This is a genomic window from Paenibacillus sp. 01T431, assembly GCF_056398625.1.
The window spans coordinates 209,281-224,789 of record NZ_JBFTPT010000009.1; the positions used below are offsets into that span (position 1 = coordinate 209,281).

Below are 15,509 nucleotides of genomic sequence, written 5' to 3' on the forward strand. Positions count from 1 at the left end.
AACTTATTACAGGGTTAAAAGAAGTAGTGAGATTACGTTATTTGCACGTACGCTTATCGCTCTTTGAATCTTGTTATTTTTTTGAGCTCGTGAAAACGCTAACATCGGGTCAATTGTGGACGGGATCGCATTTACAAGACTAGACATATGGAATAGTAGAGGTGATGCGGCAGCCAGCATAAAAGCGGGAAAGTGTTGTCAGGCCACACATKAGGGGTTCATATTGGGTGTAAAGGATCACTTTTTTTGTGCACTACATAAAATCATAGAAAGTTTTGAATTTAGTATTTAAGTGAAGAAGTTTGAAAGAGTTATGGGAACTCTTCAAAACCTAAAAATAGGATATATGGAGGAAATTTGAGAATGAAAAAAAGACGATTATTAGCATCTTTACTTGTGACAGCGATGCTATTTACTTTGTTTTCTCCGCTTATGGCAGTCAGCGCGGCATGGGGAGATGATGTATCTCTTTTGACCGTAAATGCAGGCGCAGATGGTAATACGGCGACAAACGCCGATGCGCCAGACGGACAGAAAGCGTGGAGTTTAAACACCGGAACCTCAAAGGGCGGGGGGCCTTGGGATAACCTCTTCACGCCAAGCGTAGCGCCTCTAAAAGATGTATCCGCTTACAAGGACGGATACTTCGTTTTCGAGATGTATATTCCAAATGCGAGCTTTAAAAATATGCTAGGCAATAACTGGCTCGTCATCGTAAGCGACAGTAATCCCGCTGCGGATAAGTTCAACGCCGATTCTCGTCTCCAGCTTGATTTGAGCGGAGTCACAAATGCTGCAGTGGGCACATGGGCGACGGTCTATACGAAGTTATCTACGTCAAGTGCCGTAGCCGGGAATTTCAATGACGCCTGGTTAGACAAGGTGACCAGACTAGCCATGCATCTGCAATGGGATACTAGTGTCCCTAGCACTGACGTTTTCATAAAAAACCCGCGTTTCCAGAAAAGTACGCTAGGCGTACCGGTTTCACCGTCAACGGCTCCCGCACTTGATGTAGCAACAAAAACAGTAACTGCGAACGCACCGGCTAGCGGGCAAGCTGTTGAGTTTGCAATAAGCGAAGATGGGATCGCTCCCGCATCCGGGTGGGTGGATGGAAGTAAAAACGATAATGTTTATTCTCATCAATTTGCCACATTGCCTTCAGCGCAGACTTATTATGTATTCGCGCGGGCGAAAGCAGACAACAGTTACAACTTCATCGGCGCATCTTCAAGAATTACGGTAACGTCTATTGATGAACAAACATTGGTTAATGAGGCGGCGGCGTCTCTGACATGGGATGCGATTAAAGGCAGTAATACTTCGAATAACGATGTAAAATCACAACTTAGCCTTCCGACAGCAATAGGAACAACTAACGTAGCCTGGTCTTCGGACAATGCGGCAATAAGCAGCACCGGAGGCGTAAATCGTTTATTGAATAGAGAAGTAGACAAAACCGTCGTACTCACGGCGACAATTACCAAGGGCAATGCAAGTGCTACACAAACTTTTACCTTGACGGTGAGAGCCGTGCCGGCGGAGGTCAACGCCCGGGCTGCGACGTATTTTCCTAATATAGAAGAGGGAACAAGCAGCGCTATTGCGCCGGACGGAAATAACGCGGTTAAGTTGGGCGCTGGAAAAATAGGCGCCGGCGTTGAACGGCTTTGGGATGCCCGCTTTGTTAGCAGCAGCGGCAATCAGGATTTATCAGCTTATGCGAATCAATATTTTGTCTTTGATATGTATGTTACACATACGGACCTTTTAAAGCTCARTGGAAATAACTGGATCGCGATGGCAAGTGGCGGTAACAATCTTGACACCAATTCGCGTCTTAACCTTAATGTTAACGAAATCAAAAATGGAAAGGTTAATGAATGGATTACGGTTTATGCGCAATTATCAGCGGCCAATTCTCCGAATGGTTTCAATCCCATTAATTTGGACACGGTACAGGCAGGGAGATTGCAAATGCAATGGTCATCCGTGCCCCAAGGCGACATCTATATCAAGAACCCGCGTTTTCAGAATACCGTGGATTCTCCGAAACCTATTCCCACGGCTGTTGAGACAACGGGCAACGTTACGTTATCCTCAGCAGCGCCTGCAAACGGCCAGGCTGTGCAGTTCGCGATCAACACTACCGGTGACGCTCCGGCAACCGGCGATTGGACGACGGGTACTCTTATTGCAGGCACGTATACTTCGGCATTTGCAAAACCAACAGGCAGCACCTATTATACATTCGCACGTACGGCTCAAAATACGCAATATCCTTTTGCAGGAACGCATACAAGAGTTAAAGTGGTGCATCTTGATGACAATCAAGCCGTATCGGACGCAGCAAATAAGCTGACATGGGATACGATCAGGAATTCGAATGCTATTCAATCCGAAGTAAGAACAGGGTTGACACTTCATGCAACCGGTGCGAACTATACGGCTATTGCATGGACTGCTGAACCGGCAGGTATTATAGATCCCGCAACTGGCAGTGTAACTCGCGACCCTGACGTAGGAAAAGCCGTAACCCTTACGGCGAAAATAACCAAAGGTAATGCAGCACCTGTTCATAAAATTTTCAATTTGACAGTAGCCAGTACGACTAACGAACTTGCTGAAGTGTTCATTGACTTCAACGATTCTGAATTATTTGATGCTGTCGATACCATTGGAAGCGGTTTCGGCGACGGTGGAGATCCAGCTGGACCGTACAAAGGACTACAAGGCAACGGCATAGGCGTCAGTCTTATCGGAGACGGCGGTACCGCGGTGGATGTAGTCGCTCAAAGCGGCGTAAACGCTGTGAAGATCGGCAACTTTATGTACGTCATTGTAGACGATCTTAAGCTTAAGCAAGCAAACAAGGTTGAATTAGCGGTCACATACTGGAGACCGAGCGCAGCGGGCGGTATTTCGTTACAGTATAACACCATATATCCTGGCAGTTTCTCTGGATTTGAAGCGTATAGATCAGCGAGCCTTCCGGCCACAGGAAGCGGAAACGCTTGGGTGACTTCAAAGGGTGTGCTTAACGGAGCTAATTTTGCGATAGGAGCACAAAATCAAGGAGCGCACTTCCGGATCGGTGCAGCCGGAGCAATCATACAGAGCATACGAATAACCGAAATTCCTCCAACGGATGAAGAAGCGGTAAAACTTGTTTCGGACGCGCTGACTTGGGACGCAATCAAGGGTACGAATACCAGACAGGATCTGGTAGAAACCAATTTGAATCTTGCTAAGGTGGGTTCAGCGAGTACGAGCATTGTGTGGGCATCTACCAATAACACGGTGATCAACAGCAACACCGGCGCAGTAGTTCGTCAAGGAGTGAACACATCCGTAACACTCACGGCGACAGTAAGCAAAGGAACGGCAACACCCGTTGTTAAAACATTTAATATCGTCGTTCGCGGAACAGGGACCGGAACCGACGAGGAAGCGGTAAACGATATGTTGAATAAACTGACATGGAATTTAATCAAAGGCGTGAATGCTTCTGAGACAAATGTGACGACGAACTTAGTTCTCCCGTCCATGGGTGAAAATATGACGGATATTACATGGACGACATCCGCTGCTACCCTTATAACCACTGCAGGCGTGATACCGACAAACCGTCCGGACGGCGGAGGCGAGGTAACGCTCACGGCGACGGTAAAAAGAGGTCCGGTAGCCGCTCCTGTAACCCAGACTAAAACATTTGTGCTTACAGTTCCGGATCGATATGATTACGCAAAACACATGAGAGCGGCAATCGTTCAGGAACACGACGCGAAAGATTGGGCGATATCGGACTTTAACGTACTCGCTTTCGGTGCGAAAACAGCAGAGATGGCAGAAGCAGAAGGCTTAGTTGATTTCGATAACAGAGAGGCTTTCCAGGCGGCGATTGATGCGGCTTATAATGACGGCGGCGGCGTTGTCTATATTCCGGCGGGAACCTTTGCGTTCTACACGGAAACTACCGGCACAATAAGCGTTCAAAGCACAACAGGCAGTACAACCTACGAATATAAACAGGTTTTAAATTTGCGGGCAGGCGTACAGCTCCGTGGCGAATGGGATAATCCGGATGCGGACGATTACGATGGTAAAATTGACGGAACCATTCTCGCGGTCTATGCCGGACATAACTCCGCCAATTATGACACGTATGTTGACTCTGACGAGAGAGAAAATCAGACAGGCGGCAAAAAAGTAGCTAACGTGTCCGATAGATTCATAGACATGGAACAAGGCACAGGCGTAACAAACCTTTCAGTATGGTATCCGAATCAAGATATTAATGCTACAACCACTGTTGAAAAGAGGAACGCAGATGGTCAGAAGACAGGGGAATTTGAGGACATAAAAGGAATTCCGTATCCGTGGACGTTCTATCAGAGAACCGGAAACAGCGTGACGCTTGATAACGTTACTCTTGTAAACGCTTGGGGAGGATTCATTTCCCTGCCGAGCGAAATGCATTATGTTGTGAACAGCAATATGACGGCTCTCTACAAGGGCATCGTGGTTCACACCTGTACAGACATCGGACGTATCGAGAACGTTGACATTGACCCGAAATACTGGGCGAATTCAGGTCTTGACGGCGCACCGTCTCTATCGGACGTGAGAGCGTACACAAGAGCGAATGCTACTGGATTCATGATGCACCGATCAGATTGGGAATATGTCTCGGGATTAAATATTTCCGGGTATAAGACGGGGATGTGGATCGGAAGAGAACCTGGCGGCGACGAAGCACCGAACGCGCAGTTCTACGGATTGAAAATCGAAGACAGTCAAACGGGTATATACATTGACAACGTTAACGGTTTCGGTCTGCTGCTCTCGAACTCGGAATTCGGAGGCGACACAGCAGTATATTTCAACGAACGTTTCGACACTTCTGTTCAATTCAACGGAGTTGCATTTAAAGGTCCGATTGTAAGCAACGCCAGAGGAGGAGTGATATCCTTTGAGGATAGTACGTTCGATGAATATGACAATTACGCGCTGAACTTCCTGGGCCGAGGAAGTGCATTAGTTAGTCAGAGCAATTTCAAACAGGCAGACAAACATGCACAGCTCGGAGCAAACTTCGGAACATTCAAATCGGTAAATTCCGGTTATAACCTTAACATCGAGAGCGCTGACCTTGCCGCTCACATCGATAACCTTGAACTTGACGTTAAGGCTGACGGTAATAACACCGCGGTACAAATCGTTAATGATGTTGATTATCTATTTGAACCTATTCCGAAGGACGTAAAAACAGATATTGGCGTACACCCGAGACCGACATCAAGCGCAGTACTTAGACTTGACTTCCCGCGCTCGTTAACAGGCAACGCACCGACCGTAGATATATCTGCAAAGCTGCAGGAAGCTCTTGACTATATTAAAGCTAATCACGGCGGCGGCACGATCTATTTACCTGGTGGAAGATATAGACTGAATAATCCCGTCATCGTTCCCGAGGGTGTTGAACTCAGAGGAACATGGGACGTACAGCACCATACACAAGGCGGCGGCACGGCGATATTTACCGCTTACACTGGTGGCGATCTAGGAGAAAACGGAAATTCTCTTATTCAGCTTAAGGCAAACGCAGGGCTCAGAGGACTTAACATTACGCAAACGAATATAACCAGCGTCAATCTCGACAACCCTATCCTAACGCTAAAAACTCCGTTTTTAGTACAGGGGCAAGGCGCAGGCGTATATGCAATCAATTTAACGATCCCAATTGGGGATAAAGGAATAGATCTGGCTTCCTATAAAACAGATGGTCACTATGTTGATTATTTAGGAGGCACGCTCCTCAGAGCAGGCATTTGGGTCGGAGGAGGCGCGGAAGGCGGATTTATTAGAAATATGCAATTCAATCCACATTACGCTTTGAGACTTCCGGGAGGCCAAGGATATTCGGCACCTACCGGCGATTTGTACGGATTCGTACAAAGATACATGAGTGCGCTCAAATTCGCCGATGTGGAAGACCAGACGATTTTCAACAATTTCGTTTTCGGTTCGGTATACGGCATACACTTCCTGAAAAGAGACCTGGGGAACGGTGAATTCGCATACCCAGGAAAAATGACAATGATTGGTCACGGTTCGGATGGAACCACGTACGCACTCTATGTGGAAGACGCTGACGAACACACCAAAATAATCGCGATCAACTCGGAATTGGTTAATACGAACATCACGACGGAGCCGAATAGAGCGTATGTCAGAATGGGAGATGCAGCTAATACGGCGAAAATCCACCAAGACGCTGAACTTGTTCTGTACAACAGCGCGTTCTGGGGAAGCCCGACCGTAGCGGGAGCAATCGTAAATAACGGTGTCGTTCGCTTACAGCAAGCAAACTTTACTCAGCTGCCTGGCAACAATCCGGGTATTGATGTCCACGGCGGTAAGGCGCATGTATACACTTCTTACTTCCAGCCGTCCAAGAACGGCCAGAATAATAATGTGTATGCCATGCTGCGCGAGAGCGGCACATCGATAGAACTTAGTAACAATTATTACGCATCCGGCTTGAGAAATAGCACCCCCGCGGACAATCCGTACGGCATATATGGCTCGGATTTATTGGCGGAACCGTTTGTATTCAACCTAACCAAAAACGGAGATAAACAACAATTCATCGTTAAGTATAATGTCGGAGGAAGAGCCTCTGCACCCGGAACATTAACAATTGTTTCCCCGGCTGCTTATGCTAAAGATTTCACTCCCATTACATTTAACGCGCTTGCGGCAGGCGAATCCGTAACTGTAGATTTACCGTATTATGCTGCAGGTCTGATCACATTCAAGCTTCAACTCGATGACGGAAAAGCATACACTTATACGGCAAAATTTGACGCAGCATACGCTGAAAAGGTAAGTTCTGCAGGTGCAGAAAATCCGGCAAAGAGTGCTGCAACGCCGGCATTTGTAATGGACACCAAAGATTATGTCACTTCAGGGACGTGGGATGGTCCGCAAGACCTCAGCGTTGGATCGCATTTCGCATGGGACGACAGCAATTTATACGCATACATTGTCGTTACAGACGACGTGCACTTCAATAGCCAAACTGGAGGGAATATATGGAGAGAGGATAATTTGCAGTTAGGCATTGATTTACGCAATCCCGCAACCAACAGTACTACGCGGAATGAATTGGGGTTCGCGCTCACCAATGACAATAAAGATGTAATATGGGCTTGGACTCGTCCCACAGGCGCCAATGCACCGACTGCTCCGATTACTGATATCGCAGCAAATATTACGAGAGATGAAGATACGAAAACGACGATTTACGATTTAAAGATTCCGTTTAATACCGTTCATAATAATCCTGCATCGGAGCTCACGAACGGAAGAATCGGAATATCAATCATGCTCAATGAATCTGACAGCTCGCGTGAGTCAGACAGCACCAGATCCACCTTTGAAGTTGAAAGTGGACAATTAAAAAATTCAAGTTCATTTACAGACGTATATCTTTTAGGCGCAGGCAAATACAATGAAATGCTTGAAGCATCGGCAAGCGCTGCCGTTTCAAAGGCTCTCGCGTCTGGATCAGCTGCCGATAACGCTATAGCTCGCAACTTTGTTACGATTATGGCAGACGGCGAAGTTAAGACGGATCTTCTTAACAAAATCAAACCTATCGTTCAGGATAGCGAAATCAGCAAAGCTGCTGCTGAATTTGATCTGAACACTAGCAAGCAGCAAGCAATTGCAATAAAGCTCGAGCTTAAAGGAAATACACTGACAGCCATTAAGAACGGCAGTACACAGCTGCAGGCTGGAACTGATTATGTTGTGAATAGTGATCAGATCACGTTTACGACGGCTTACTTGGCGAAATTACAAAAAGGTACTGCGAAGCTAACGTTTGAGTTTAGCGCAGGACAGCCGCAGGTGTTGACGATTACAGTAGTTGATACCACGCCTGACAACAACAACGGCGGTAACAATGGAGGTAACAACGGCGGCAACAACGGTGGCAACACCGGCGAAAATCAAGAGAACCAGGTTGAATTGAAGGATATTGCCGGACACTGGGCAGAAGCTGCGATTCGCAAGGCAGTGACTAAAGGTTTTGTGGTTGGCTACAAGGATCAAACCTTCAAGCCAAATGCGGCGGTAACCCGTGCGGAATTTGCAGTGATGTTATCCCGTGCATTGACTGTACAAAGTGATGGAAAGCAGCATGCCTTTAATGATGAAGCTGACATTGCTCCATGGGCAAAAGAAGCGCTTGAGCAGGCTGTATCAGCGGGGATTTTAAGCGGCTATGCGGATGGAACGCTGCGTCCAAATAGCGGTTTGACGCGCGCTGAGCTCGCGGTTATGATTGCTCGTTCGTTGAAGCTGGGAGACCAAAAGGACAAAGCAGCAAACTTTACTGACCAAGCTAAACTGCCAGAGTGGGCAAAAGGCGCGATTGGCGCAGTAGCTGCAAAAGGGATTATGCAGGGCAAGGAAGGCGGCAAGTTTGACTTCAATGCCGTGGCTACCAGAGCGGAAGTAATTACAATTCTGCTCCGTATTTTGGAGCTGGATGAGAATTAAGAAGACCAGTCAGCAGAATTGTTGACAGCGGATCGTAGAGTCTTGACCAGTGAGGATGTCAGCGGCGATTAGCCAAGGCTGGCATCCTTTTTATTTGCCTTTGTATGGTTAGGCATTGAAGCGCTATTGTAATGGCTGCGCGTACTTGTCCTGAACACTAATCATCAAGTAACACGGCATCAAAATTTACCGCTCAGCACTCCATCATTGAATGGACTTCTAACAATGTTAAATCAAAAAGAGGGTTTGGTCTGCAGTTGCTGAAGTTATAAATCGGAGATTAGGATGAATGAAGAAACAATTTAAAAATTGTTAAATGGAACAAAAGAAATGAAGTTTAAGCGCAGCGACCAAAATATATGAATGGCGTGTAACCTTGGATTTGTCATACGTTTATAAGAAGAGAAAATTCGACTAACTCCGTATATATTTACATTTACATAGCCAAATTCCTCTTATACGATTAAAGGAATTCGTATAAAGTCAATTCCTCTATTTTAAATTCAATCTACAGCTAAGAGAATACTTCATAGACCACATGCCCTGCTTCAACAATTTCCACCCAAGCAATATGATTGCGCTTTCAAATATTCCTGTTAATATCTTGGATCGTTGTTGTAAACATGCAAAGTACCTTAGATAACAAGGCGGAGATCTTATGTACAAGTTGTTAATTGTCGACGATGAGGCGCTGGTTCGAGAAGCGATAGAAGATCAAATGGATTGGGAAAGACTAGGTTTTGAATGCATAGGCAGCTGCGAGGACGGCAAGGAAGCGCTTGATTTCATTAACCGTCAAACGCCGGATGTCGTGTTGACCGATATTGGAATGCCGTTCATGAACGGCATTGAGCTGACGCGCGAGCTTGCTGCCAATTTCCCGAAAGTGAAGGTCATTATTTTTACAGGCTACGATGATTTCGATTTTGCCCAGCAGGCTTTGAAATTGCAAGCTGTCGACTATATTTTAAAACCGGTTACGGCAGCGGAACTTGAGCAGGTCATTTGTAAGCTTCGTTCTGAGCTTGACAGCGAAAGAAATCAAATGCAAGATTTCGAGCAGCTGAAGCGTCAATTGAGGGAGAGCCAGCCTTTGTTGAAAGAGCGTTTTTTGGAACGATTTGCGACTTCGCCGATGACAGAAAAACAAAAGAATGAGAACTTCAGTTATTTTGATATAGAGTGGGACGGCTCCTTCGTGATCGAGCTTGCCATAGAAGTAGACGAGTTCGTATGGAGCCAGCCTGAGACGTTGTCCGACGAGGAACTTATTCGTTTTGCTGTTTATAACATTGCCCAGGAAATTATAGCTGACCGTTCCGGGACACTTATTTTTAGAGATCGGGAAAACCGTGTGCATGTCATTATTTCTAGTCATCAGAGGGATGAACTGCATGATCTATCGACGCAGGTGGCTGAAGAAATTCACAGTACGATAACCGATTATTTGCCTGTTAAGCTTTCTATAGGCATCGGACATGTATGCAGCTTAACGGACAAAGTGCAGCGTTTAAATCAATCTGCTTTGTCAGCGCTTGATTATCGTTTTGTCATTGGTACCAATCAAATTATATGCATATGGGATATGGAGCAGCGTAAGCGTCCGGAGTTGTTGTCGCTCATTGATTGGGAAAGTGAACTGGTCACGAAACTGAAAACCGGATCACCGGAAGAGATGGATGAATGGATTGGGCAAATCTTCATCATGTTCCGCGAACATGCTTTTCCATTCGATATTTGCCACATGTATCTGCAACGGATTGTATTGACGATTATGCACACGCTCTATGCCATGGGCATTGACAGTGCACAAGTGTTCGGAGCAAACCAAGCACCAATGAATGAAATGACGAAGTTTGCGTCGATGGGTGAAGTTGAAGTGTGGCTGAAGGAGCAATGCGCGAAAGTAGTCGGATCAATCAAAAGCATGCGGGAGCATCAATGCGTGTTCCAAGTCGCGAAGGCGATAGAGTACATCAAGCTGCATTATATGGACCCGAAGCTATCATTAAAGTCGGTGTGTTATCACGTATCGATGAGCTCAAGTTACTTCAGCACCATATTCAAGCAAACCAACGGTAAAACGTTCGTGGAATTCGTAACCTATCTGCGTATGGAGAAAGCGAAGGAGTTATTAATCGTGTCAGCTTTAAAGAGCTATGAGATCGCATATGCAGTTGGATACAGCGATCCTCATTATTTTAGCGGCGCATTTAAGAAGCATACGGGAGAAACCCCAACGGATTATCGCCATAAAAAAATAAAAGGGTTAGTGTGATACGAGTGAGAATGTTTTCGCGATTGCCTAGTATTCAGACAAATATGGTGCTTGCCTCGGTCGCGCTCATCATTATGACGAGCATTATGATGAGCGTTACTTCCTTTTACTTAACTAAGGATTCCGTCAATTCCACAGCGCAGACGTACACTACTGAGCTGGTGAAACAGGTAAACAACAATATTAAATCCTACATTAACGGCATGAAGTATATGTCTGATCTTGTGGCTGGCAATTATGCGGTTCAAGCTTATTTATCCTCAGCTTCTTTTAATAGCTTAAAGGAAGAGAAGGATTATAAGGAAGCGATCTCCGAAATGCTAGGTGCGATGCTGGTATCCCGAACGGATATTAGCTCAGCAAATATTTTCGGTTATGGCGGACAGTTCGTGTCCGGCCGCAAAGAGCTCGAGCTAAATCCAAACGTCGATATTACAAGTATGAACTGGTATAGGAACGCTAAAAGCATGGGCGGGCAAAGCGTTATTTCCTCTTCTCACGTGCAGCCTATTTTTAAAGACATGTATCCTTGGGTCGTATCATTGAGCAGGGAACTGGTCAGCAAGAACGGGAACAAGAAGCTGGGCGTTTTTTTGGTCGATTTGAATTTCAGCGTTATGAATGACATGTTCAAGGATATTCGACTAGGCCAAAGAGGATATTTATTCATCATCGATTCAGATGGGAAAATCGTCTATCATCCCCAGCAGCAATTGATTTATAGTAATTTGAAAACAGAGATGATCGATAAAGTGCTGGAGGTCAGAAACGGAACGTTCATAAGCAACCAAGGCAGCGAAAGCCGAATGTATACGGTTCAGGATTCTGAGTTTGGCTGGAAAATTGTCGGTGTCTCCTATGTAAGCGAATTAGCTGAAAATCAAAATAATGTGCTGCTGTCTATTATTGTTTTGGGAATCATCTGTATTATTATCGGAATTATTATTTCATTATTCTTGTCTCATAGAGTCAGCCAACCAATCAAACGATTGCAGGGCTATATGAAGGAAGTGGAAAAGGGGAATTTCGATATCCATGTCCCCGGTCACAAAACGGTAGAAATCCAGAGGCTTGCAAGAGCTTTTAATATGATGGTCGGGAAAATTAAAGAGCTGATGCAGCAGACGGTACTCGATCAGGAACTAAAACGCAAGAGTGAGATCAGTGCCCTTCAAGCCCAAATCAATCCTCATTTCCTTTATAACACCCTTGATTCCATTGTATGGATGGCCGAGAGCAATAAGTCTAGGGAAGTTGTGTTGATGACTTCGGCGCTTGCCAAGCTTTTCCGCTCATCGATCAGCAAGGGCGAGGAGCTGGTTTCGATTAAAACTGAAATTGAGCATATTACGAATTATCTAATGATCCAGAAAATGCGGTATAAAAATAAGCTGGATTATCATATCGAAATATCCGAATCCATTCAGGAATATCGGGTCATCAAAATCATTATGCAGCCGCTTATTGAAAATGCGATCTATCATGGCATTAAGATGAAGCAGGGACCTGGTTTCATCCGGGTTGCTTGCGAAGAAACGGACACGGACATTATTCTGATTGTTGAAGATAACGGGAATGGGATGGATGAGGAGAAATTAAAGTCGCTTCATCTTCCAGCTTCCATTACGGAGGGCGAAAGAGGAGTCGGCGTGCAAAATGTTCAGGAACGGCTTAAGCTTTATTACGGGGCGCAATACGGATTAACCTACCAGAGCGTGCTAGGAGAGGGAACAACCGTATATATTCGTATTCCTAAATTACGCCAAGTTTTGGAGGACGAGAGACATGGCAGGAAGTCATAAGTGGGTAACAACCGCCGTTGCACTCCTTCTCATCGCAGTGGCTGTTTTTGTATATGGGCATAATGGATTATCTGCGAAAAAGAAGATAGAGGTTACGGTCATCCTGAAAACAATCGATACGTCGGTAGAATTCTGGCAGGTATTAATCGACGGCGTGCATGAAGCTGCCCAAGAGTTCAATGTAAACGTTCAGGTATGGGGGACAAAGTCGGAAACGGACGTTGATGAACAAATTGCCCTTGTGGAGAAGGCGATATTAAATAAGCCAGATGCAATCGTATTGGCGGCGACCGATTACGAGAGACTCGTACCCGTCGCAGAGAAAATAAAGAAAAGCGGAATTAAGCTTATTATCGTCGATTCGGGAATCAAGTCAGATGCAGCCGACAGCATCGTAACGACGGACAACGTCAGCGCTGGCAGAGAAGCGGGCGAAGCGATGAAAAGCTTGATCAAAGATAAGGCTAAAATAGCGATTATCAGCTATGTCAAAAGCGCTGCTTCTCATATCGACAGGGAAAAGGGCGTTCATGAAGTATTAGAGAATTATCCTGGAATCGAAATGCTAGGTACGTACAATGGCGAGGGTTCCGAGCAAAATTCCTATTTGCTGGCTATGGAAATGCTGCAGCAGCATAAGGATGTGTTCGGAATTATTGGTCTCAACGAGCCGACTACGGTTGGAGCGGGAAGAGCCATTCAGGAACTGGGATTAAAGGGGAAAGTGCAGCTGATTGGATTCGATAGTTCTTTCAACGAGATTAAGCTTTTGGATGAAGGCGTCATGAATGCTACGGTGCTACAAAGGCCTTTTCAAATGGGCTATCTCAGCATCAAAACAGCCATGGAGGTTGTTAAGGGCAAGAAGGCTGCGAAGCTTATCGATACGGGCTCACTGCTTATAACGAAACAAAATATGTATGAAGAGGAGAATCAGAAGCTGTTGTTTCCGTTTGTTGGAAATGAATAGATGAACGAGATTGAGAATAATGGGAGAGTGGCAGAGTAGGCGAAAGCCTGCTCTGTCTTTTTGTTGTTAACGACTAAATAGGTTGAACTAGTAGTTTAAGCGAAGCGAGAAGATCGTTCTGGAGAAACGAAGTGTTCGCCTTTGCGGCCGGATTCTAACCTTTAAATGTCTAATCAAATCCAAGAATCTGGCTGCAACCGCGATCGTAAGAATGATCTGCTCGCATAGCGTCCAAAACAAATTGTTTAGTTTCCTCTAATGAATTGAATCCCAAAAATTATTCGACTCTTACAAGAAGAAATCACATGTAAGTGACGGAATGAACCGTGTAAAGTTATCGGTAACAACATGAATATGGAGAGGGGAGATGAAGCGATGAGTGAAAGCCTTGTACAGATGGAAGGAATCGTGAAAAGCTTTGCCGGGGTTCATGCCTTAAAGGATTGTAAGTTCGACCTGCGGCCTGGCGAGGTACACGCACTTGTTGGGGAGAACGGCGCCGGGAAATCGACCATGATGAAGGTGTTGACAGGCGTGTATCAGATGGACGAGGGACGCATTCTCTATCAGGGCGAAGAAGTACGTATTCCGGATACAAGAGCCGCTCAAAAAAAGGGAATCAGCATGATTCATCAGGAGATGAATCTCGCAGCCGATCTAACCGTCGCGCAAAACATTTTTATCGGCAAAGAGCCGCGGAAAGCGATAAAACTGTTTCTGGACGAGAAAGAGATGAATCGACAAACCTCCATTTTGCTCAGACAAATGAATCTCGATATCGATCCTACCACGCTTGTATCGAAGCTGACGGTCGCCAAGCAGCAAATGGTTGAAATTATAAAAGCCATTTCCTACGACTCTCAAGTGCTAATCATGGACGAACCGACAGCGGCGCTTAGTGATGCGGAAATTGAGGAATTGTTTAAGATTATCGTCCAGCTGCGAGCTAAAGGGGTAGGCATTGTATACATCTCTCACCGTATGGCGGAGCTGAAACGAATTACCGATCGCATCACGGTTATGCGAGACGGAAGCTACATTGATACGGTTGCGACCGCTGATACAAGCATCGAAAAAATTATTTCGATGATGGTGGGCCGAGAGCTCTATCAATCGGATAAGACGAACCGGTTAAAGGACGAATCGAGCGAAAGCATGCTTGAGGTACGTAATCTAAACCGTAGAAATGTTCTTCATAACGTGAGCTTCACGCTGCGGAAGGGAGAAATACTTGGCGTAGCCGGATTAGTCGGCGCAGGAAGAACGGAGGTTGCTCGGGCAATCTTCGGTGCTGATCCCCTCGATTCCGGTGAGATCCACGTGCATGGCCGCAAGGTACGGATTAACGGACCCCATCAGGCCGTGAAGCATGGCATTGGGTATTTGAGCGAGGATAGAAAGCACTTTGGTTGCCTGCTGGAAATGGATGTTTCAACGAATGCCACTTTGGCAACGACAGGCCGTTTCACAAGCGCGGGTTTTTGGATGAACGAAAAACGCATGAACGAGGTTTCGACTCAAATTGTTGAGGAGCTTAAGGTAAAAACGCCAAGCATAAAACAGAAGCTGAAATTTCTATCCGGGGGGAACCAGCAGAAGGTCATTATTGGGAAGTGGTTAACGAGGGATTGCGACATCCTGATCTTCGATGAACCGACTCGGGGGATCGATATCGGAGCCAAAAGCGAGATTTATAAGCTTCTTGAGAACTTGGCGGCTGCAGGCAAATCGATCATTATGATCAGCTCGGAACTGCCGGAAATTTTAAGGCTTAGTCATCGTATCATCGTGATGTGCGAAGGAAGAATTACCGGGGAGCTTATGAATGATCATCTCGCGACCCAAGAGCAGATCATGACTTATGCAACAGATCGAATCGGATAAG

General features: G+C 45.8%; 5 protein-coding genes. All 5 read left to right on the forward strand.

Translation table 11 applies throughout. The features are described from left to right. Nucleotides 1-363 precede the first annotated feature (363 nt). Nucleotides 364-8,574: an immunoglobulin-like domain-containing protein gene (locus AC1DM9_RS18300; RefSeq protein WP_477581477.1), complete on the forward strand. Its 8,211-nt coding sequence runs from the start codon at nucleotides 364-366 to the stop codon at nucleotides 8,572-8,574. A gap of 658 nt (nucleotides 8,575-9,232) precedes the next feature. Then, on the forward strand, nucleotides 9,233-10,852 hold the full coding sequence (locus AC1DM9_RS18305) for a response regulator transcription factor (RefSeq protein WP_477581479.1): 1,620 nt from the start codon (nucleotides 9,233-9,235) through the stop codon (nucleotides 10,850-10,852). A gap of 74 nt (nucleotides 10,853-10,926) precedes the next feature. Then, nucleotides 10,927-12,654 carry a sensor histidine kinase gene (locus AC1DM9_RS18310; RefSeq protein ID WP_477581481.1) on the forward strand — a complete coding sequence of 576 codons (1,728 nt, stop codon included), beginning with the start codon at nucleotides 10,927-10,929 and terminating at the stop codon, nucleotides 12,652-12,654. Next, complete coding sequence (locus AC1DM9_RS18315; RefSeq protein ID WP_477551114.1) at nucleotides 12,638-13,624, forward strand: substrate-binding domain-containing protein; 987 nt, start codon at nucleotides 12,638-12,640, stop codon at nucleotides 13,622-13,624. The genes AC1DM9_RS18310 and AC1DM9_RS18315 overlap by 17 nt, the downstream gene beginning before the upstream one ends. A 375-nt stretch (nucleotides 13,625-13,999) precedes the next feature. Next, nucleotides 14,000-15,508 (forward strand): sugar ABC transporter ATP-binding protein, encoded by a 1,509-nt coding sequence (locus AC1DM9_RS18320; protein ID WP_477551115.1) that lies wholly within the window; start codon nucleotides 14,000-14,002, stop codon nucleotides 15,506-15,508. Nucleotide 15,509 lies beyond the last annotated feature (1 nt).

What these genes read in the sequence shown, in the direction of transcription:
- AC1DM9_RS18315 (WP_477551114.1), top strand. Translation starts at nt 12,638, where the DNA reads ATGGCAGGAAGTCATAAGTGGGTAACAACCGCCGTTGCACTCCTTCTC.
- AC1DM9_RS18305 (WP_477581479.1), top strand. Translation starts at nt 9,233, where the DNA reads ATGTACAAGTTGTTAATTGTCGACGATGAGGCGCTGGTTCGAGAAGCG.
- AC1DM9_RS18310 (WP_477581481.1), top strand. Translation starts at nt 10,927, where the DNA reads ATGACGAGCATTATGATGAGCGTTACTTCCTTTTACTTAACTAAGGAT.
- AC1DM9_RS18320 (WP_477551115.1), top strand. Translation starts at nt 14,000, where the DNA reads ATGAGTGAAAGCCTTGTACAGATGGAAGGAATCGTGAAAAGCTTTGCC.